Source organism: Thermococcus camini (genome assembly GCF_904067545.1).
Taxonomy (GTDB): Archaea; Methanobacteriota_B; Thermococci; order Thermococcales; family Thermococcaceae; genus Thermococcus; species Thermococcus camini.
In genome coordinates this window covers 740665-759537 of sequence record NZ_LR881183.1, presented here as the reverse complement: position 1 = coordinate 759537, position 18873 = coordinate 740665, and the positions used below count along the sequence as shown (strand labels likewise).

Here is an 18873-nt window from a genome sequence, read left to right as displayed (position 1 = left end):
AGTGCAAAAATTCACAAGAATCCTAAGAGCTGCTGGTAAAGACTTTTCATTTCAGAAACAGGCCCTGTAAGGATGGCCTTGGTCTTGGCATGTATTTCAACGATTCCCTTTTTCCCGATTATTCCCTGCTCCTTGTATTTGATTCCCTGAACATCTTCGAGTTTAAACGTCACCACGTCATCACTTTTGAATACCAAGCCCCTCTGGGCGTAGAGTATTATCCTCTTGTTAGTTACAATGACTTGGTACCTGCTCCCGCCGTACTCCACAAGGCTTTTGCTTTGGAACCTTATATCTTCTCCAGGCAATAGATGGTCTGAAAGGGCCACTTTAGGCACCTCCTGCTTAAAAGACTTTCGGTAGATTATATGCAATCTATTTAGGCACCTCCTGCTTAATCCTTGCTAAAAATGAGAAATAACTCAGGGAGAACCTTTTAAACCCCTCCCCCAACTCCCCACCATGCTGGAAAAGTTGTTTTCCCTCGGCTACTCGAAGACCTTCGCGGAGAGGTATTATGCCCTCTGGGGCAAGAGGGCATTAAGCATAGCTGAGGCGATGGAAAAGCCTCTGCCGAGGTGCTTCCGCGTAAACACGCTCAGGATAGAGGTTCCAAAGCTCACAAAACTCCTCAACAAGAAGGGCTTTCAGTTCAGGAAGATTCCCTGGGCGAGGGAAGGCTTCTGCCTCACAAAGGAACCTTTCTCGATAACCTCAACGCCCGAGTACCTCAGCGGTCTCCTTTACATTCAGGAGGCCAGCTCGATGTATCCGCCGGTGGCACTTGAGCCCAAGCCGGGAGAAGTCGTTGCTGACATGGCGGCGGCACCGGGAGGTAAAACTTCTTACCTCGCCCAGCTGATGGAGAACGAGGGCATCGTTTACGCCTTCGACGTTGGCGAAGATAGGCTGAAGGAGACGAGGCTGAACCTCTCAAGGCTCGGCGTTACCAACACAGTACTCATCCACAAATCTTCGCTCCACATAGATGAACTCGGCGTCGAGTTCGACAGGATACTCCTCGACGCCCCGTGTACAGGGTCTGGAACGATTCACAAGAACCCCGAGAGGAAGGTCAACAGGACGATGGAAGACGTCAAGTTCTGCCAGGGTCTGCAGATGAAGCTCATCGAGAAGGCCCTCGAAGTCCTCAAGAAGGGAGGAACCCTCGTCTACTCCACCTGCTCCCTTGAGCCCGAGGAAAACGAGTTCGTGATCCAGTGGGTTCTTGATAACTTCGACGTTGAACTGCTCCCGCTTCGCTACGGCGAGCCGGCTCTAACGATGCCCTTTGGAATCGAGCTGAGTGAGGAGATAAAAAAGGCCAGACGCTTCTACCCCGACAGGCACGGGACGAGCGGCTTCTTCGTGGCAAAGATCAAAAAGCTTTGATTGGCCTCCAGATCATTCCTTCGATTCTGCCGCAAGCCTCTCTTCGAGTTCCCTAAGCCTCTTCAAAACGTCCCCACTGAGGTTCTTCTCCAGCTCTTCCCGAGCTTTTTTGGCCAGCTCGAACTTGGAATCGTACTTCCCGAGGGCGGTCCAGTGAATCTTCTTCCCCTCGACGAAAACGTCTATGTCGCAGAGTCTCTTGTAGCCGACGTACTCGATGCCCTTCAGCAGGAACTTAACGCGCACCGGGTCTTCCCACGTCAGGAGCTTGAGCTTGTAGACGGGAACTCGCATGAAGGGCCTCGGGTAGTCCCAGTCCCAGCCCTCGCCAACGACGAAGCCGAGGTCGAGATCCTCTATGACCATCATAAGGCGCTCTATGTTCTCCTCGTAGCGCTTGTCGGTGTCGTAGATTTTGATGGTGATCTCCTTCCACTCGGGCATCAGCCGGAGGAGGAGTATTGGGGCGTCGATGCTCAGCTCACGGTAGACGTTGAGAAAATCCCTGTGTATAAGAACTGCTCCTTCGATCTCTTCGGGTCCGATAGGGGAGTTGAGTTTTCTCCTCGTCACGCCGATTATCGTGTCCCCCGCTTCACCCTCATCGAAAGCGGTTCTTATGTCCATGATCTCCCCGCCGTACTTTTTAGCCAGAAGTTCAAGCCCCTCCTGAACCCTGTCCGGAACCCTCATGAGGATCAGCGTGCCCTCAACGTGAACCTTTTCCACCGGGAGCTTTCTGTTCACGACGGTGCTCAGAACGACCGGTGCGTGACAGCTCAAAAGGAATGCCGTTTCGGGCGGGATGGTTTCCTTTTCCCACTCATCGGTGACGAAGACTATCGTCTCAAACTCGTTGCTGTTCCTTATGGCCTCATCGGTGGGCATCTCCTCAACACCGAAGACCTGGGAGATTGCCGCTTTGACGGCCTCCCCCTTGGGCGTTCGAAGGAAGATTATGGACGGTCCAAAGCGGAGAACCTTCATCATATACCCCTCCACATCTTATATCCCCTGTCGAAATCCGTCCCGCCGGGATACTTCACCCGGTAGGTCTTCCCGCTCGGCAGAAGGACAAAGTTAACGCCGAGAACGCCGTTCAGCCCCCGGTCTATCAGCTTAAAGTTGTGGCCGTAAAGTCTGAAATCGGCGTCCAGGCCGGCCACCTCCCTCCACGTGTGGCCGAGGGCGAACCTCATGCCTTCTATCTCAACGATGGTTCCGGGCTCGACGACGCTTTCCCCGAAGAACTCCCGGACTACCTCAGGCTCATCCTCGTTGCCGGGGACCACGTAGAGTTCCATCCCGGGGTTCTTGAGGACGCGGGCCAGCTTTCTCACCGCCCCAATGTAGAGCGGCTTCATGTCGGGTCTCCGCTCAAGTTTTATGTTGTCCACGAGGTCGCCAGTGTGGATAACGTACTCGGGATGAGTCCTCTCGAGGAGTCCCCCGATGAAGCGGTAGGCGCTCTCTGGGGTGTCGCTGATGTGCATGACCTTCGTTTCGTCGGTGGATGACAGTAGCTCTAGGACTTTTTTCCGGAAGAGCGGGAGTTTTATCTGCATTAGAAAGAGTAGGAGCAGGGCTTATATATACCTTCGCCAAGTTACTAAGGGTGTTACCATGAAGGTTCTTGTTCTTGGTGCCGGAAACGTTGGAAAAGCTATAGCCTGGGATTTAAGGGACGAGTTCGACGTTCACGTTGGGGACGTCAGTGAGAAGAGGTTGAGGGCAGTCTCGGACTTTGCCACCCCGGTTCAGGTGAATGCATCGGACTTCAACGGGCTCGTGGAGACTATGAAAAACTTCGAGCTAGTGGTGGGGGCACTCCCCGGCCGCTTCGGATACCAATCGGTTAGGGCCGCGATAAAGGCTGGCGTTGACATGGTGGATGTTTCCTTTATGCCGGAGAACCCGCTCGAACTTCGAGATGAAGCCGAGAAGGCCCAGGTGACGGTCATCTTTGATGCGGGCTTTGCCCCGGGACTGAGCCACATTCTGATGGGCAGGATATGGAACGAGATTGACGAGCTGAGAGAGGGCTACATCTACGTCGGTGGCCTTCCGAAGGAGCCGAGGCCGCCACTCTATTACAGAATTACATGGTCACCTAAAGATTTAATTGAGGAGTACACGAGGCCGGCGCGCGTGATAAGGGACGGTGAGGTTACCTCTGTTGACCCCTTCGAGGAAATCCGGGAGATAACCGTGGGAGACTTCGAGTTCGAGGCCTTCGTGAGCGATGGCCTGCGCTCTTTATTGGAGAGCGTTAGGGCGGAGAGGCTTGAGGAGTGGACGCTCCGCTGGCCGGGCCACCTGGAGAAGATGAAGGTTCTGAGGGAGCTCGGCTTCTTCAAGGAGGAACACGTCGATAAGACGCTCGAGGTCATAGCCCCGCTCATGACCTACGAGAGCCCGGACTTCTCGATAATGCAGGTGGTCGGAAGGGGAACGCTGGACGGAGAGGAGAAGGAGATAGGCTACCTCCTGTACGACGAGGAGAAAGAGGGCTTCACCTCGATGGCCCGCGTCACTGGGTTCACCGCGGCGATAGTGGCCAGACTCGTGGCCGAGAAGGGCTGCATCTTTGGGGTTATTCCCCCTGAGATACTTGGGATGAGGATAGACACCTTCACGCGCATAACCGAGGAGCTCGCCGAAAGGGGAATAAAGATTGAGAGGTGGGAGAATGCTCCACCTGGTGATAGCTGAGGCCGAGCTTGAGCTCGCTCCCAAAAGCATAGTGGATCACCCCGCGATAGTTAACCACGCAAAGCGCAGGGGCAAAAAGCCCGAGGAAATCCTCCTCGATGCAACCTACCACCACTCAGCCATCAAAAAGCTCCCGGACGGTGAGAGGCGCGGGCGGCCGGACATAGTCCACATCTGCCTCCTCAACGCCCTCGAGAGCATAGCCAACAAAGAAAACCTGCTGAGGGTTTACGTCCACACGAGGAACGACGAGGTAATTTACATCAAGCCGGAGACGAGGATTCCGCGAAACTACAACCGCTTCGTTGGGCTGATGGAGAGCCTCTTCAAGAACCGCGAGGTTCCGAGGGACCTGGAACTGCTCCGCATTGAGGAGAAATCCCTCGGTGAGCTCGTGGAGGAGTTAAACCCCGACGGGGTATTCGTGATGCACGAGGAAGGGAAGCCCACAAAGCCAAGGGACTTTGGGAAGACACTGGGAGGGCTTGAGAACCCACTCGTCATCGTCGGCGGCTTTCCCCATGGGGATTTTAGGAGCGAAACCCCCTGGGAAAAAATAAGCATTTACGAGGCCCCGTTGATGGCCTGGACGGTTGTGAACGAGATAATCACCAACTTTGAGCATTGGGTTCCCTGAAAAAAGCGAAAAAGCTACATAATGTTTTTATATTTTGTCTATGCTTAATTTTTTGGCACTTGGAAATAACACCACAAAGGCAACTATGGGGGTGTCAATCCATGCGAAAAATAAGCTTCCTGATGGCGTTCTTAATCGCCGGATACGTCCTTGGAATATGGAACTTCCTGGTTCTGCCGAAGTACTACATAACCTTCGGGCTCAAAGGATTCCTGATTTCACTCATCCCGATGCTGGTGGCAATGTTCCTGATATACAGCGAGGCGGAGAGCACCAAAAAGACCCGCTACCTCATATACGAGCTGTTCTTCAAGATATCCAGGACTCCCGCACTGATATTCAGCCTGATGATGTTCCTGATGATAATGCTCGGTGTCACCACCTACTACTCCTCCTACGGCCTCGCCCTCATCTTCGGAATGGGCTCGATGTACATCCCCATCCTGGCCCTCGGAACGATACTGCTCTCTGTTCTGATGCTCGTAATGGCAAAAGGCAGAACCCTTGAGTTCATCTCGGTCATCTCGATACTCTTCGTTCTTTTCGCCCTCGCTTCGGCGTTCATGATCAGGAACCAGGCGCTCAGCATGGTCACCGCGCCACAGGCGGCCCAGTACATGGAGGGTGCGGTATCCTCAATAACCTCCTTTGACCTGCCCCTGACCATGAGGGGAGTCCTCTTCATGGTCGTTTCCGTCTTCATCTCCTTCGGTCTTGGCGCGGGGGTTTACTACGTCCTGGGTAGTTTCACCCCGGAGGAGCTTGACCTTAGAAAGGTTCTCGCAGCGGTTTTCGTTCTCCAGATAATCCTGAGCCTCGCCGCGGCTTTCACCGTCGCCTACTCCCTGGGTGCCGCCTACCAGGCCTACGGTGAGGCGTTCCAGAACCCGAACATCCCCGCCGATGAATCAATGAAGCTTTTCATGAAGTTCAACGACCTCAAGGACTACACCACCAACAGCGAAAAGAGCCCGATGGACTCGATAGAGGTCTTCTACTCGATACCGGTCGTCCTGAGGGGCAACGTACCCAACGACACGACCCTCATAGCGCTCCTGATGCTGTCCCTCTACCTTGCGGGCCTCACGACCATAATCATCCTCATCGAGATGGGCAGCCAGATGCTCTCCGAGGTCATGCAGCTGGGGAGAAACCAGAGCCTGGGTTTTGTGGGCATCATCGGCATGATAGTGGCCGGCGCCATGGTGGTGGGCGACGTCAGGACGATGTTCGTTGTTGTGCCATTTGCCGTGGCGGCGCTCATGGCTGTGGTCGAGAGCTACCCGCTGCTTTCCTCCGAGCTGACGCACAATAAAGCGGTAGTCTCAGCTGTGATGCTGCTCCTATTCGTCAGCGGGCTGGCGGCCCTCTACTACTCGCTCACCGCCCCGAAGATGCCGGTGAAGATCGGTGCGGTGCTGGGTCTCGTGCTCCTCGTGCCGGTGCTCATGAACGGCATGCTGCTGAAGGCCCGCCGCTAATTCTTTCCTTTATTCAAAAATTTTTTAAAGACCCTTCCCAATCGGTTTTAGAACGCTTATGGGAGGTCTGAAAAATGGGAGACAAGACCAAGGTTCAGGTTAGCAAGCTCAAGCCCGGAAGGTACATCCTCATCGACGGTGAGCCCTGCAGGATCGGCAACATAACCGTTTCCTCGCCCGGAAAGCACGGTTCAGCCAAGGCCAGGATTGAGGCCGTTGGAATCTTCGACGGCAAGGTCAGGAGCATTGTCAAGCCCACCAGCGCCGAGGTTGACGTTCCGATCATCGACAAGAGAACCGCTCAGATCATCGCCATGACCCCGGACACCGTCCAGATCATGGACATGGAGACCTACGAGCTCTTCGACATCCCGATCGAGGGCGGCGTCGCTGACGAAGTTAAGGACCAGCTCAAGGAAGGCATCAATGTCGAGTACTGGGAGACCCTCGGCAGGATTAAGATAATGAGGCTCAAGGGCGAGTGAGCTTTTCTCTTCTATTTCCCGCAACCTTTTAAGAGGACGCTCCAATTCTCCCTGGAGGTGCGAGTATGGACTTCCTGTACACCTGCGAGACGCTTAAGCTTGAATTTCCACTTGCTGAGCCTGAAGAGGCCAAATTTGTTATCCTGGGAGTACCCTTCGACGGAACGACCAGCTTCAAGCCCGGGGCGAGGTTCGGGCCAACCCTCATCAGGCACGCAACGCTCAACCTCGAGAGCTACATCCTCGACTACGACGTAGATATAGCCGAATTCCCCATAGCAGACATAGGCGACGTTGCAGTTGTCGCCGGCGACCCCCGTAAGACCGCGGACAGAGTGATGGAGACCATCAAGGAGCTCAAGCGCGTCAACCCCAGCGCCACCCCGATACTCCTGGGCGGCGAGCACTCCCAGACCCTGGGGGCGGTTGAGGCGCTTAAGCCGGCCAGCTACGTCGTCTTCGATGCACACCTTGACCTTCGCGAGAGCTACGAGGACAACCCCTACAACCACGCCTGCGTGGCTAGGAGAATAAGCGAGCTGGGAGTCAGGGAGGCGATGTTTGGAATAAGGAGCGGCACGAGGGAGGAGGTCGAGTACGCGGAGAGGGAAGGCATAGCCTGGGTTCACGCGAGGGACTACGACTTCGAAGCCTTCGTTGAGCTGGTGAAGCCTCTCCCGGAGCCTATCTACCTCTCGGTTGATATCGATGTGTTCGACCTTTCCCTGGTTCCATCCACCGGAACCCCCGAAGCCGGGGGTTTGGGGTTCTGGGATGTTGTCGAAGCCGTTGAGTGGCTCGTGGAGAACAAGAGGATAGCAGGTTTTGATATAATGGAGGTCGCGGGGAGCGAGCTTGGTGACGTTACCGCGCTGACGGCGGCAAAGCTGCTGTTCTACTTCATAGGAGCAATGGGAACGAGAAGGCCCTGAGCTCTTTCATTCTTTCACGTGGTCCGGCTGGGGAAGTATATCAACGGACGTGGTCCCAAACCCCACGGGAGCGTTTTCGAGGGGCTTCTTCATGGAGTACGGGTACTCCAGCTTGAAGACCATAAGTATTCCCGTTCCAAAGCCGAGCAGCTCCATAACAACGTCCTGGGTCTTATTCCTCAGACTCTCGTAGAGCCAGGGCATGTCCGGCTGGAGGGCCACCTCAAAGAACTCCCAGGCAACCCCAACGAGAACAAGGGCCAGGAGGCTTATGGAGACTATTCTCAGCGAACTCCAGTGGAGGTTGTAGGTTCTTGACGATTCCAGAACGACCTCGTTGAATATAACCCACGTCACGAGGCCGCCAAGGTAGTGGCTCGGTATGTCAGCACCCTTCCAGAACTGGTTGTACAGGTCGAGCTGGAGGAAGGGGACGTTGAGAAAAGTTATGTGGGCCGCCATGAATATCGCGAAGAGGGCGTAGATGCTGTCGTTGTAGAAGGGGCTGACCCACGGCCATATCTTTCGGCTTGGCTTGGAATAAACCCATCTGACAAAGCTGGGTACAAAGAGTGAGACGAAGCCAGTCACGGCGGCATAGATTTGATCCGTTTTTCCGTAACTTAGAGCGCTGATCAGACCAAGAAAAACGATGACCCTGGCACCCATTATCACTCCTTTCTCCCACGCCCGCATTCAAATCACCAAATAACACCACATAACTCCCGTAATCAATCAAAGCTTATATAATTATCGGCCAAAACTGGGGAATATCCAGACCAATCAGAGTCGATGTAAAAACCCTCTTGTTCTAACAGGAAATTTGCAACCCCTCACGTCCATCTTCCTACCTGTGCTCCCAGCCGCCATTAGCTCCTACCGCTGTTATCTTTATTGGTACAATGTTCTAAACGTTGCCCCGGTGTCGCGTTCGACCCACAAAGCCTTAAATAGAACTTTTTCCACCAGCTGGAAATGGTGGTGGTAATGGAAGTCGAGTCCGCCCTTGAGAGATTCCACTCACTTAAACTGGCCGACATAATGCCGAGATTCGAAACGATGCCCGTGGTGACGGCCGATTCTGACATCCTCAGCGTCCTCAAGATACTCAGAACCAGACACCATGTCTGGGTGGTAGAGAGCAGGGAAAACATGAAGCTGGTCGGGGTTATCCGCTACATAGACGTCATAGACGTCCTTCTGCCGCCTGAAGCTCACAGGTTCAAGCTGGGAATGACGAGCAAAACCATGAAATCTATGCTCGGCGGAGCTACAAGGGCGGAAGACGTTGCGGAGAGGCACGTGCTGACGGTGGAGGAAGACGCCACAGTCCTTGATGCTCTCACAAAGATGCGTAAATACCGGATTCAGGTGCTGGCGGTCGTAAAGGACGGCAGGCTGGTGGGAGAGGTGAGTCTGCGCATACTGATAGACGAACTCCTGAGACTGCTCCGGGTAGGTGGTGCCCAATGGAAAGCGTGACATGGCTGCTCTTCGCCCTTGGAATTTCGCTCATCCTCGCGAAGATAGGGGACAGCATCATCGAACGCTACGAGCTCCCGGGAGTCCTCGGAGAGCTGCTGATGGGAATGATACTCGGAAACCTGGTTTACTTCGGTATCGTTGCGCCCCAGTACCTGCCGATAGTCAGCGGCGAGGGGTTTGCCACGGACATGACCGTGGTGGCCAACTTCCTCGCCAAGCTGGGTATAATATTCCTCCTGTTTCTCGGTGCCCTCGATGCAGACATTGAACAGCTCAAGAAGACGGGACTTACCGCAACGGTCTCGACGGTTCTCGGTGTCTTTGTTCCCCTCGCCCTCGGCTGGTTCGCCCTCTTGGAGATGGGTTACCCGAGCAGGGAAGCCTTTGCCGGCGGTGTCCTGCTGACCGCGACGAGCATCGGCCTGACCGTCAGGGTGATGATGGATCTGGGCGTTCTCAAGAGTGAGGTTGGAGCAGCTTCTCTGAGCGCGAGCGTCATGGACGATTTTCTGGGCATAGCCCTCGTCATCTTCGCCGTCGGAAGCGGCGGCCTTCTGGAGCTCTCGGTTAAAATCGTGGCGTTCTTCATTCTCACCGGGGTCATCTGGTGGTTCCTCGTCGATTATTACATAAAATTCGCCGAGAGACTTCACGTGGAGAAGGGAATCCTCGGAGTGGTTCTCGGGATGATGTTCCTCTTCGCGGCTTTAGCTGAAGGCTGGTTCGCGGCTGCAATAGAGGGTGCGTTCATGATGGGCCTCGTCCTCTCAAAACTGCCAGAAGGAAAGCGCCTCATGGAGGACGTGAAGGCCATCGGCTACGGCCTGCTGATACCGTTCTTCTTTGTCCACACGGGAGCGATGCTCAACCTTACGGTCTTCGAGAACGCCAACGCCCTTATCCTTGCCGCGGTCCTCACTACCGTTGCTGTCTTCGGAAAGGTCTTCGGAAGGGGACTGGGAGCGTGGATAACCGCATGGGGGCGCGGAAGGGCTTTCCTCTTCACCAGGAAGAACCTCTGGATGTCGCTCCAGATGGGCATCGGTTCGGTTCCGAGGACCGAGGTTGCGCTCGTTGACCTGATGGTGGCGATACACGGGGGAGCGATAAGCCCCGAGCACGCCCCGGAGTTCATAGCGGCGACCCTGATATTCATAACGGTCTCGGTGCTGATAACGCCGCCACTCCTCAAGTGGGCGTTTAAGGAAGAGATAGAGACAACGAGGGCACAGAAGGCCAGTGCAAAGGTGGAGAGGATAGAGAACACAAAGAAGAGGATAAAAGAACTGAAGGGCTCCGGATGAGCCTTTTTCTCTTTTCTGCCTCAGCCGAAGAACGCCCCCATGGCGCTCATTTCCTCCTCGCTCATGGACTTTATTTTGAACTCGGGCATCTCGGGAAGCAGTTTCTCGTATTCTTCCTTTGTTATCTCCTCAGCCCCTCCGTTCCTGACACGGTAGAAGATGCCGTATTCGGGGTCGCGGTACGCAACGAGGAACTCTTCAACCTCGATGTCATCGAACTCCACGAAGATGACGTTTCCGCCGGTGTAGGGGCGTTTGCACTTGAATGGGAAGCTTGAGGAGTTGAGCATCGCATCACCCAAAGCCTGGTTGGCCTTCTCGCCGTTTATCTCGGTCCAGAACTTTCTGCCCCCGAAGTCACCCTCAACGACGATGAGAAACCTCTTCCCGTCGAGCTCGACGATTGGCCCTTTCTCCGCGAGTATCTTAAACAGCCCGCCGATTGTCTCGGCGTTTCTAAGGGAAGCAACGAATCCTTCAACCTTCATAGTTTCCACCGGTGGAGGTTCGGGAAGGAGGTATAAAAGCTTAAGCTTTTTATTTGGGACGTCAACCCCCATTTGATGACCTCAGGAGACGGGGCGTACCTCAGGAAATGGGGCATAGTAATGGCCTTCTCCATTCTGGCCGGCCTGGTGGGCGGTTTGGGGGCGATAGTCTTTAGGGTATTCATAGGAGTGGTTCACAGGTTTTTCTTCGAGTGGCTTCTCCCCCGGGTTTCCTACGAGGTGGGAAGCTTTAATATCGGTTGCATACTCCTGCCAACGCTCGGCGCGTTGGTGGTCACGCTCTTTGTCATCAAGTGTCCCGAGATTAAGGGGAACGGCATCCCGGAGGTCATAGAGGCCGTCATATTCAAGGGCGGCAACATCCCCGGAAAGTTCGCGGTTCTGAAGACTATAGCCACGGCGATAACCATAGGCTCCGGCGGCAGCGTGGGACGTGAGGGACCGATAGGATTCATCGGGGCTTCTCTGACCTCCATCCTCGCGCGCCGGTTCAATCTCTCAAAGGAAATGAAAAAGCTCCTGGTCACCTGCGGTCTGGCAGCAGGTATAGCCGGCACCTTCAACACCCCGCTCGCGGGGGCGATGTTCGCCCTTGAGGTCGTCTATATGGGAGCTTTTTCGATAAACCTTGTTCCGATATTCATAGCGGCCGTAACGGGCAACGCGGTAACCCTGGCGGTTCTTAAAAAGGCCGTCGAGATAGAGATACCCGGTAACATCGGGCACACGCTTCCAGAGCTTCCCCTGTTCTTTCTCCTTGGGTTAAGCCTCGGCCTCCTGGCGGCATTCTACGCGCGGTTCCTCTACCGTGTAGTTGATGGGTTCTCGAAGGCCAACGTGCCCGAAGTCATAAAACCCGCGATGGGCGGCTTCGGAGTCGGCGTTCTTGGAATGCTGTTTCCCATCTACGGAATATTCGGGATAGGCTACGAGGGCATGAGGATGGCCTTCTACGGAGAGCTGGCGATAGGGCTTCTCATCGTCCTCGGACTGGTTAAGATGCTCGCCACTGCTCTGACTATCGGCTCCGGTCAGAGCGGTGGAGTTTTTGCCCCGAGCCTCTACATCGGAACCATGTTTGGGGCCGCCTTTGGGGAGATTGTAAAAACTCTCCTCCCAGCTCTCGACGCAAACCCGGCCGTCTATGCCCTGGCCGGAATGGCGGCCTTTTTCAGCGGCATGACCCAGGCACCGCTAACCCAGATACTCATGGTCACGGAGCTGACGAGGAGCTACGCCGTTCTGCCCGCGGTGATGACCTCCGCGACCATAGGCTTCCTAACGGCCAGGTTCTTCCTCAAGGGGGAGTCCATCTACACCCTCAAGCTCATCAGAAAGGGCTACCATGTAACGACGGGCAAACCGGTCATACTCGAGACCATCTCCGTCGGGGAAATAATGACGAGGGAGCCGGTTTACGTCCACAAAGACGCGACGCTTCTCGATGTTGAGCACCTCATAAGCGAGACCGCCCACGACTGCTTCCCCGTTGTCGATGACGATATGAATGTAATCGGAGTTGTGGGAATAAAGGACATCCTGAAAAAGCCGACTTCGCTGAAGAGAATCAGGGTCGAGAGGTTCCTGAAATCAAGGCCCTTCACAGTCACATACCCAACAGAGACAGCGGAGGATGCCTTTGAAAAGCTTATGGAGTACGACCTAAACTTGCTCCCCGTGGTTCGCTCAGAGGAGGACCCAAAACTCATTGGTGTTGTGACCAAAAGGGACATATACCGCGCCTACTACCGCGGCCTGGAGGGAATGTACATAGACTGAGGTGGTTTCATGCAGGTTGATGCCGACCTTCACATACACTCGCGCTACTCCAAGGCCGTCTCGAAAGCCATGACCATCCCCAATCTCGCCGAGAACGCCAGGTTCAAGGGCCTCGGCGTAGTCGGAACCGGCGACATACTCAACCCGAGGTGGGAAGGGGAGCTGCTGAGGTACACCGAAAAGGTGGACGAGGGGACCTACGAGAGGAACGGGATTCGCTTCATCCTCACAGCCGAGATTGAGGATAACCGGCGCGTTCACCACGTCCTTATCTTCCCAAGCATCTCGGCCGTCCGGGAGATGAGGAAGGAGCTGAAAAAGTACTCTGGCGACATAGAGACCGAAGGGAGACCGAGGGTTGGCCTTTCCGCGGCGGAGATAGCCGAGATGGCGAACGAGTTGGGAATTCTAATAGGGCCCGCACACGCTTTTACCCCGTGGACGAGCCTCTACAAGGAGTACGACAGCCTGAAGGAGGCCTATGGAAACGCTAAAATTCATTTTCTTGAGCTGGGCCTCTCTGCAGACAGCGAGATGGCCGATAGGATAAAAGCCCACCACCCGCTGACTTACCTCAGCAACAGCGACGCTCACTCACCGATGCCCCACCGCCTCGGGAGGGAGTTCAACCGCTTTGAGGTTAAAGAGGTCACCTTCGAGGAGATACGGAAGGCCATTTTGAAGCGCGGGGGGAGAAAAATCGTCCTCAACGCCGGCCTTGACCCCCGTCTTGGTAAGTACCACCTTACCGCATGCTCCCGCTGTTATACGAAATATTCTCTGGAGGAGGCCAGAGCTTTTAGGTGGAAGTGCCCAAAATGCGGGGGCAGGATAAAGAAGGGCGTTCACGACAGAATCCTTGAGCTGGCCGACACTGAGGAGAGGCCAGAGGACAGGCCGCCCTACCTCCACCTGGCTCCGCTCGCTGAGATAATCGCGATGGTGATAGGGAAAGGAGTTGAGACGAAGGCAGTTCGCGTAATCTGGGAGCGCTTTTTGAAGGAGTTCAGGAGCGAGATAAGGGTTCTCGTCGATGTCCCTCTTGAGAGTCTGGCGGAGGTTCACGAGGAGGTCGCAAAGGCGGTATGGGCCTACAGGGAGGGCAAGCTGATAGTAATCCCAGGAGGTGGAGGAAAATACGGCGAGATAAGATTGCCAGAGGAGATAAGAAAGGCCGGAATAGAAGACCTCGAAGCCATTGAGGTTGAGGTTCCAAAGGAGGAATACCAGCCGAGGCAGACGAGCCTCATGAAGTTCCTACGGCCTAAGTGAAGCACCTACCCTTGGCATCTATTCTTTTTACCACCTTTCTGCACGCTTTTCTAAGCTTCTCCGCATTCTCCTCTGGAACTCCATCGTAGGTGAAATCCCAGGTTCCCATCTCTATCCCTGCGGCGTACTTGATTTTCCCGTTGTCCCTCAGGATTGGGTAGAACTCGATGTGGAGGTGGTAGAAATCGTAACTCCCCTTGAACGGTGCCTGATAGACCATCATGGTGTACGGCATGTCCCTCTCCAGGACAGTGTTAAGGGTTCCTGTCGCAGTTCTGAGAGCGTCGGCCAAATCCATGAGCTCTTCCTCCGCCAGCTGGGTGAGCCACTGAACGTGCCTTTTAGGATAGATATGGATCTCAAAGGGCCAGTTCGCGAAGAAGGGTAGAAAGACTGCAAAGCTTCTGTTCTCGTAGATTGCCCTCTCACCCTCCATCTCTTCTCTTAGAATCCTGCAGAAGAGGCACTCGCCGGTGCGTCTAAAGTGGCTCCTCGAGTTCTCGATTTTGAGGCGAACCTTGAGGGGTATAAACGGCATCGCGTAGAGCTGGCCGTGGGGATGGGTTAGGCTAACACCTATCTCCTCGCCCTTGTTTCTAAAGATCGAGACGTAGGCAATTCCAGGATTCTTCTTCAGTTCTGCGGTTATATTTTTCCATAATTCAACAACCCGGGTCATGGCGTCGAGGGAAAGCCCGTCGAGGTCTTTGACGTCGTGCTCAGGCGTTTCAACTATCACGCTGCACTGGCCGAGAGCCCGTGCCTTCCTGTAAAACCCACCTCGCTCGGGCCTGGGGGCATCGAAGGACAGCATGGGGAACCTGTTCGGAAGGAGGAGAACCTCCCAGCCGTAGCCGGTCTCCTCTTCTCCTGGGCAGAAAGGGCAGAAGTTCTTCGGTCGCCACGGGCGTTTCCTCCTCACCGCGGAGACCATGACCCACTGACCGGTCAGGGGATTGTACCTCAGCTCCCTCATCTCCACCACTGATTTGGATTTGCGGAAGAGCATAAAAGCTTGGCGAAGGCTTTAAATTCAATGGCCCAACTGGGAGTGAGGGATAAAGGTGGAGAGGGAGATAATCGAGCTCTTTACGAGGCACCTCGGGATTCAGGGCGATTTATCTCTGGGGGACGACGCCGGGGCAATTAAGCTTGGGGACGAATGGCTGGTAGCAACCAACGACATGCTGGTGAGAAAAACGGACGTGCCGGATATAATGACGCCCAAGCAGGTAGGCTTCAAGATAGTCACCATGAACGTGAGCGACGTTGCTGCTATGGGAGCGAAACCCCTGGGATTTCTCTTCTCATTGGGTGTTCCGCGGGATATTGAGATGGACTATCTCGAGGGCATTGCGGAGGGGATAGGAAAGGCCCTTGAGTTTTATGAAGTCCCAGTTCTCAGCGCCGATACGAACGAAGCGGACGATTTGATAATAGACGGAATCGCCCTTGGAAGGACGAAGAGACTTCTCACGAGGAGCGGGGCGAGGCCGGGAGACCTGGTATGTGTCACGGGGGACATTGGCCGGGCTCTGGCGGGACTTCTCGTCTGGAAGCACGGGCTCAACGTTCCCCCTTCCACAAAAAAAGCGCTCTATGAAAAGCTTCTTGAACCCCGGGCAAGGGTTCGCGAGGGAATCGAACTGAGCAGGATTGCAAACGGAGCAATAGACATAAGCGACGGCCTGAGTAAAGAACTGCACCTACTGGCAGGGATGAGCGGTGTGAGGATAGAGATCGATGCCCGGAAGCTGCCGATCAGGGGGGAGGTCAGGGAAGTGGCCGAGGCCCTTGGGCTGGATCCAATTGAAATTGCCCTCGCGAGCGGGGAGGAGTTCGAACTCGTTTTCACGGTACCCGAGGGGAGGGCAGATGATCTCCGGATGGAGTTCACCGTGATAGGACGGGTCGAGAGAGGGGACGGTGTGTACATTACCACCGACGGAAAAAGACAGGAGATGCCAGTTCTAGGCTGGGAACACCTTGGCCGGGGAGCAAAAGGAACGTATAGAGAGATGTTCCGATAACGTTTTAAAATCCTGGGCCGACTTAAGGTAGGTCATGACTATGCTGGAGAGTATCGCAACGTCGGCGCAGCAGTATTTTTCAGTGGTCGTTAGCGCGTCCCTCAAGTACCTCATCTTAGCCTTTCTCACGTACTACGTGAGCGTCGTTCTCTACGGTATCCGCTGGAAGCTCGTCCTGAGGGGCGTCGGTAGAGACGCACCCCTGCATGAGCTCATCAAGGCTATCCTAGCTTCGATTTTCATGAACAACGTCACCCCAATGAGCAGGAGCGGAGGAGAACTGCTCAGAATGGCATGGGTTTCCAAAAGGGCCAACATCCCCACGGGAGTTTCCGCGGTCAGCATAGTCTACGAGCGCATACTGGAAACCATCCCCATATTCGCCCTGTTCCTAGTTGGTATGACCTACTTCTCATCCGGGGAACCCCTCCCGTTCATAATCCTCGGTATAGCCGGCGTGATCCTGGTATGGATTAAGTGGGATGCCTTCGTGAGGCTCTCGCTCAGGCTTTTCCGAACCCCCGTGACCGATGACGAGATGAAAAGGATAACTGCACTCAGGAGCATGCACAGCCTCAACATGGCTGCGGTACTGCTCAGCTCCACCGTGTGGCTCCTCGATGTCGTCAGATTGAAACTCATAGCCCTCGCCTTTGGCCTCAACCTGGCGTGGAGCTTCATAGCGGTTATCTCAATAGCCAACCTGCTGTTTGGCCTCGTCGCCTTCACCCCCGGAGGTGTGGGAATAATCGAGGGGGGCCTCGTTGGAACACTCACGTACTTCGGCATCCCGACGGCGCTCGCGGTTTCAATAACCCTCCTGGAGCGCTTTGTCTCGTACGTTGCCAGCAGTCTGGTGGGACTGGCGGTTCTCCTGACGTCCGGAGGGGTTGAAATATGGAAAGCCTTAAAATCGCAATAGCAAGCGACTGGTTCTACCCGAAGATAGGGGGAATAGAATCACACATCGATGAACTCGCCCGCAACCTCGTTCTCATGGGGCACGAACCCTACGTCCTGACCCACGACTACAGGTACATGAAGCCGTACATTGACAGCTTTCCCTATCACGTTGTCAGGTTTCCCGCAACGCTCTACTTCCGCAAATACCACTCCAGCGTGGGATTTTCACAGTTATGGAGGATAAACGAGTTCTACAAGAAGGTCGGCTTTGATATAACCCACGTCCACAGCATATACTCACCCCTGGCAGTGGCGGTGTCAAAAATATCGAGGGGAATTCGAGACGTCCCGGTCATAGCCACCAACCACTCCTTCTACGGCAGGCCTTCCCTAGGCTTCCTGATGGGGCCATTCATCAGACACCACCTCAAGCGGATAGACACTTTTGTGGCCGTCAGTACACCAGTAGCCGAAGATACCAGGAACCTGCTGGGGAATAAGCTCAACGGGCGTCCGGTCGTCGTGGTTCCCAACGGGATAGACGTCAGGAAATGGCGCCCGCCGGAACCGGAGGAAAGGGAGAGGGCCAGAAGTGACCTCGGGGTGAGGGACGAGATAGTGGTGCTGTACCTCGGGAGGATGACCGAGCGCAAGCAGGCCCACAGGATACCGGTGATGGTGAAGGAGGCGCTGAAGCGGAGCGGAATTCCGAAAAGCAAGGTGAAGCTTATAATGGTTGGCAACGGCCCCATGCGTCCTGTGCTGGAGAAGAACCTCCGGGAGACTGGCATAGGGGAGATAACCGAACTGTACGATTTCATGGAGCGGGGAAGGCTTCTCCCGCTGTACTGGGCAGCCGACTTAGTTCTCATGCCCGGCATCCTGGAGGCCTTTCCGGTTGTGGGACTTGAGGCCATGGCCACTGGAAATCCCGTCATTGGCCGGAACGAGAGCGGGCTGTCGGACATGGTCCTTCACGGCATCACGGGCCTGCTTGCAGTGAGTGAAGGGGGAATGGCGGACAACCTTGCCAGGGTTTTCGAGGAACCGGAACTCCTTGTGGAGATGGGAGTGGCCGCCAGAGAGCGGGCAGGGAGGGAGTTCTCGTGGGAGGTCGTGCTCAAGAGGCTCCTCCGGGTTTACAGGATGACGATTGAAGTGGGTTCTGACGTGGACAGGCTGTACCTCCCCTACAAGCTGATGAGGAGGCTGGGATGATGCTCGTTTCAATAACGTTTGACGTTGAACACGACTGCCCGCCGTACCTCACGACGACGAGGGGCATGGAGGAAGGGCTTCCGAAGCTGCTGGATTTGATGGCCGAGAAGAAAGTCAGGGCAACGTTCTTCTTCACCGCGGAGATGGCAAGGCGCTTTCCAGAACTCGTGAAGCGGGTTATAGACGAGGGGCATGAGCTGGGAAGCCACAACTACAACCACGAGCGGCTGGACAGACTCAGTAGGGCAGAAGGTGAAAGGGCTATCGTGAAGTCCCTGAAGGTGCTGAGGGAGTTCGGCGAAGTTGTTTCATTCCGCGCGCCCAACCTGCAGTTCCCGGATTACTATTATGATATACTGGAAATGAACGACATCCTGGTTGACTCATCCAAGGCAACATACAAGGGCTATCGTGAGGGTGTGCGGTTCTTTGGAGATGTTCTTGAGGTTCCGGCATCCACCACGAGCTCCGTTATAAGACTGCCCTGGAGGATTCAACGGATTATCCACCCCCGCCTGAAGGAACCCAGGGTTTACTTCGCCCACCCCTGGGAGTTCGTTCCCATGCAGAGGGAAAAAATCCGGTGGGACTGCAGGTTCAACACCGGGGACAGGGCCGTTGAGCTGCTTGGAATGCTGATAGACCACTACCGGCGCCAGGGAGCGGAGTTCCTGACGATGCGTGATTACTACAATGAATACCAAAAACTTAAACGGGAGTGAACCTACTACAAT

The 18873-nt window shown here is 55.0% G+C and carries 20 protein-coding genes; 14 read left to right on the top strand and 6 right to left on the bottom strand.

The features are described 5' to 3' along the window. Window positions 1-11: 11 nt before the first annotated feature. Complete coding sequence (locus TIRI35C_RS04030) at window positions 12-329, bottom strand: PH domain-containing protein (protein ID WP_188201827.1); 318 nt, start codon at window positions 327-329, stop codon at window positions 12-14. Between the two features lie 133 nt (window positions 330-462). Here TIRI35C_RS04030 and TIRI35C_RS04025 point away from each other — a divergent pair, with 133 nt between their 5' ends. Next, on the top strand, window positions 463-1392 hold the full coding sequence (locus tag TIRI35C_RS04025) for an NOL1/NOP2/sun family putative RNA methylase (RefSeq protein WP_188201826.1): 930 nt from the start codon (window positions 463-465) through the stop codon (window positions 1390-1392). A gap of 12 nt (window positions 1393-1404) precedes the next feature. Here the strand turns inward: TIRI35C_RS04025 and TIRI35C_RS04020 are convergent, their stop codons facing one another. Both TIRI35C_RS04020 and TIRI35C_RS04015 read right to left on the bottom strand, forming a co-directional pair. Continuing rightward, entirely contained in the window at window positions 1405-2379 is a 975-nt protein-coding gene (locus TIRI35C_RS04020; RefSeq protein WP_188201825.1) for a hypothetical protein, read from the bottom strand. Then, a complete protein-coding gene (locus TIRI35C_RS04015) occupies window positions 2379-2957 on the bottom strand; it encodes a metallophosphoesterase (protein WP_188201824.1) in 579 nt (192 codons plus the stop codon). Before TIRI35C_RS04015 ends, TIRI35C_RS04020 begins: the two co-directional genes overlap by 1 nt. A gap of 58 nt (window positions 2958-3015) precedes the next feature. On the opposite strand from TIRI35C_RS04015, the gene TIRI35C_RS04010 reads away from it, so the two are divergent. From TIRI35C_RS04010 to speB, 5 genes are all read left to right on the top strand, one after another. Next, a complete protein-coding gene (locus TIRI35C_RS04010; protein ID WP_188201823.1) occupies window positions 3016-4104 on the top strand; it encodes a saccharopine dehydrogenase family protein in 1089 nt (362 codons plus the stop codon). Continuing rightward, entirely contained in the window at window positions 4082-4741 is a 660-nt protein-coding gene (locus TIRI35C_RS04005) for a 16S rRNA methyltransferase (RefSeq protein ID WP_188201822.1), read from the top strand. The genes TIRI35C_RS04010 and TIRI35C_RS04005 overlap by 23 nt, the downstream gene beginning before the upstream one ends. A gap of 101 nt (window positions 4742-4842) precedes the next feature. Continuing rightward, window positions 4843-6222, top strand: coding sequence for a sodium-dependent transporter (locus tag TIRI35C_RS04000; RefSeq protein ID WP_188201821.1), 1380 nt, complete (start codon window positions 4843-4845; stop codon window positions 6220-6222). A gap of 74 nt (window positions 6223-6296) precedes the next feature. After that, complete coding sequence (locus TIRI35C_RS03995) at window positions 6297-6707, top strand: translation initiation factor IF-5A (protein ID WP_058938592.1); 411 nt, start codon at window positions 6297-6299, stop codon at window positions 6705-6707. A gap of 65 nt (window positions 6708-6772) precedes the next feature. Further along, window positions 6773-7639 (top strand): agmatinase, encoded by an 867-nt coding sequence (speB, locus tag TIRI35C_RS03990; protein WP_188201820.1) that lies wholly within the window; start codon window positions 6773-6775, stop codon window positions 7637-7639. Between the two features lie 6 nt (window positions 7640-7645). On the opposite strand, the gene TIRI35C_RS03985 is transcribed toward speB, so the two are convergent. Next, a complete protein-coding gene (locus TIRI35C_RS03985) occupies window positions 7646-8335 on the bottom strand; it encodes a hypothetical protein (protein WP_188201819.1) in 690 nt (229 codons plus the stop codon). 291 nt (window positions 8336-8626) lie between these two features. On the opposite strand from TIRI35C_RS03985, the gene TIRI35C_RS03980 reads away from it, so the two are divergent. Further along, window positions 8627-9121, top strand: a complete 495-nt coding sequence (locus tag TIRI35C_RS03980) for a CBS domain-containing protein (RefSeq protein ID WP_188203008.1) — start codon at window positions 8627-8629, stop codon at window positions 9119-9121. Further along, on the top strand, window positions 9109-10428 hold the full coding sequence (locus TIRI35C_RS03975; protein WP_188201818.1) for a cation:proton antiporter: 1320 nt from the start codon (window positions 9109-9111) through the stop codon (window positions 10426-10428). Before TIRI35C_RS03980 ends, TIRI35C_RS03975 begins: the two co-directional genes overlap by 13 nt. A 20-nt stretch (window positions 10429-10448) precedes the next feature. On the opposite strand, the gene TIRI35C_RS03970 is transcribed toward TIRI35C_RS03975, so the two are convergent. After that, window positions 10449-10916 carry a hypothetical protein gene (locus TIRI35C_RS03970; protein WP_188203007.1) on the bottom strand — a complete coding sequence of 156 codons (468 nt, stop codon included), beginning with the start codon at window positions 10914-10916 and terminating at the stop codon, window positions 10449-10451. A 75-nt stretch (window positions 10917-10991) separates the two neighbouring features. On the opposite strand from TIRI35C_RS03970, the gene TIRI35C_RS03965 reads away from it, so the two are divergent. Both TIRI35C_RS03965 and TIRI35C_RS03960 read left to right on the top strand, forming a co-directional pair. Then, on the top strand, window positions 10992-12716 hold the full coding sequence (locus tag TIRI35C_RS03965; RefSeq protein WP_188201817.1) for a chloride channel protein: 1725 nt from the start codon (window positions 10992-10994) through the stop codon (window positions 12714-12716). Window positions 12717-12725: 9 nt separating this feature from the next. Continuing rightward, complete coding sequence (locus TIRI35C_RS03960) at window positions 12726-13988, top strand: TIGR00375 family protein (protein WP_188201816.1); 1263 nt, start codon at window positions 12726-12728, stop codon at window positions 13986-13988. Here the strand turns inward: TIRI35C_RS03960 and galT are convergent. Further along, window positions 13981-14964, bottom strand: a complete 984-nt coding sequence (gene galT / locus TIRI35C_RS03955) for a galactose-1-phosphate uridylyltransferase (RefSeq protein ID WP_188203006.1) — start codon at window positions 14962-14964, stop codon at window positions 13981-13983. The genes TIRI35C_RS03960 and galT overlap by 8 nt on opposite strands. A gap of 88 nt (window positions 14965-15052) precedes the next feature. Between galT and TIRI35C_RS03950 the strand changes: the two genes are divergently transcribed. The 4 genes from TIRI35C_RS03950 to TIRI35C_RS03935 are packed head-to-tail and all read left to right on the top strand — an operon-like array spanning window position 15053 to window position 18861. Then, window positions 15053-16018 (top strand): thiamine-phosphate kinase, encoded by a 966-nt coding sequence (locus TIRI35C_RS03950; protein WP_188201815.1) that lies wholly within the window; start codon window positions 15053-15055, stop codon window positions 16016-16018. Between the two features lie 40 nt (window positions 16019-16058). Further along, on the top strand, window positions 16059-16940 hold the full coding sequence (locus tag TIRI35C_RS03945; protein ID WP_188203005.1) for a lysylphosphatidylglycerol synthase transmembrane domain-containing protein: 882 nt from the start codon (window positions 16059-16061) through the stop codon (window positions 16938-16940). Then, window positions 16916-18139, top strand: coding sequence for a glycosyltransferase family 4 protein (locus TIRI35C_RS03940; RefSeq protein WP_188201814.1), 1224 nt, complete (start codon window positions 16916-16918; stop codon window positions 18137-18139). The genes TIRI35C_RS03945 and TIRI35C_RS03940 overlap by 25 nt, the downstream gene beginning before the upstream one ends. Beyond that, window positions 18139-18861, top strand: coding sequence for a polysaccharide deacetylase family protein (locus TIRI35C_RS03935; RefSeq protein ID WP_188203004.1), 723 nt, complete (start codon window positions 18139-18141; stop codon window positions 18859-18861). Before TIRI35C_RS03940 ends, TIRI35C_RS03935 begins: the two co-directional genes overlap by 1 nt. The last annotated feature ends 12 nt before the right edge of the window (window positions 18862-18873 follow it).

What these genes read in the sequence shown, in the direction of transcription:
- TIRI35C_RS04000 (WP_188201821.1), top strand. Translation starts at nt 4,843, where the DNA reads ATGCGAAAAATAAGCTTCCTGATGGCGTTCTTAATCGCCGGATACGTC.
- TIRI35C_RS03980 (WP_188203008.1), top strand. Translation starts at nt 8,627, where the DNA reads ATGGAAGTCGAGTCCGCCCTTGAGAGATTCCACTCACTTAAACTGGCC.
- TIRI35C_RS03960 (WP_188201816.1), top strand. Translation starts at nt 12,726, where the DNA reads ATGCAGGTTGATGCCGACCTTCACATACACTCGCGCTACTCCAAGGCC.
- TIRI35C_RS03985 (WP_188201819.1), bottom strand. Translation starts at nt 8,335, where the DNA reads ATGCGGGCGTGGGAGAAAGGAGTGATAATGGGTGCCAGGGTCATCGTT.
- TIRI35C_RS04015 (WP_188201824.1), bottom strand. Translation starts at nt 2,957, where the DNA reads ATGCAGATAAAACTCCCGCTCTTCCGGAAAAAAGTCCTAGAGCTACTG.
- TIRI35C_RS03965 (WP_188201817.1), top strand. Translation starts at nt 10,992, where the DNA reads ATGACCTCAGGAGACGGGGCGTACCTCAGGAAATGGGGCATAGTAATG.
- galT (WP_188203006.1), bottom strand. Translation starts at nt 14,964, where the DNA reads ATGAGGGAGCTGAGGTACAATCCCCTGACCGGTCAGTGGGTCATGGTC.
- TIRI35C_RS04005 (WP_188201822.1), top strand. Translation starts at nt 4,082, where the DNA reads ATGCTCCACCTGGTGATAGCTGAGGCCGAGCTTGAGCTCGCTCCCAAA.
- TIRI35C_RS03975 (WP_188201818.1), top strand. Translation starts at nt 9,109, where the DNA reads ATGGAAAGCGTGACATGGCTGCTCTTCGCCCTTGGAATTTCGCTCATC.
- TIRI35C_RS03945 (WP_188203005.1), top strand. Translation starts at nt 16,059, where the DNA reads ATGCTGGAGAGTATCGCAACGTCGGCGCAGCAGTATTTTTCAGTGGTC.
- TIRI35C_RS03995 (WP_058938592.1), top strand. Translation starts at nt 6,297, where the DNA reads ATGGGAGACAAGACCAAGGTTCAGGTTAGCAAGCTCAAGCCCGGAAGG.
- speB (WP_188201820.1), top strand. Translation starts at nt 6,773, where the DNA reads ATGGACTTCCTGTACACCTGCGAGACGCTTAAGCTTGAATTTCCACTT.
- TIRI35C_RS03970 (WP_188203007.1), bottom strand. Translation starts at nt 10,916, where the DNA reads ATGAAGGTTGAAGGATTCGTTGCTTCCCTTAGAAACGCCGAGACAATC.
- TIRI35C_RS04010 (WP_188201823.1), top strand. Translation starts at nt 3,016, where the DNA reads ATGAAGGTTCTTGTTCTTGGTGCCGGAAACGTTGGAAAAGCTATAGCC.
- TIRI35C_RS04020 (WP_188201825.1), bottom strand. Translation starts at nt 2,379, where the DNA reads ATGAAGGTTCTCCGCTTTGGACCGTCCATAATCTTCCTTCGAACGCCC.
- TIRI35C_RS03935 (WP_188203004.1), top strand. Translation starts at nt 18,139, where the DNA reads ATGCTCGTTTCAATAACGTTTGACGTTGAACACGACTGCCCGCCGTAC.
- TIRI35C_RS03940 (WP_188201814.1), top strand. Translation starts at nt 16,916, where the DNA reads ATGGAAAGCCTTAAAATCGCAATAGCAAGCGACTGGTTCTACCCGAAG.
- TIRI35C_RS04025 (WP_188201826.1), top strand. Translation starts at nt 463, where the DNA reads ATGCTGGAAAAGTTGTTTTCCCTCGGCTACTCGAAGACCTTCGCGGAG.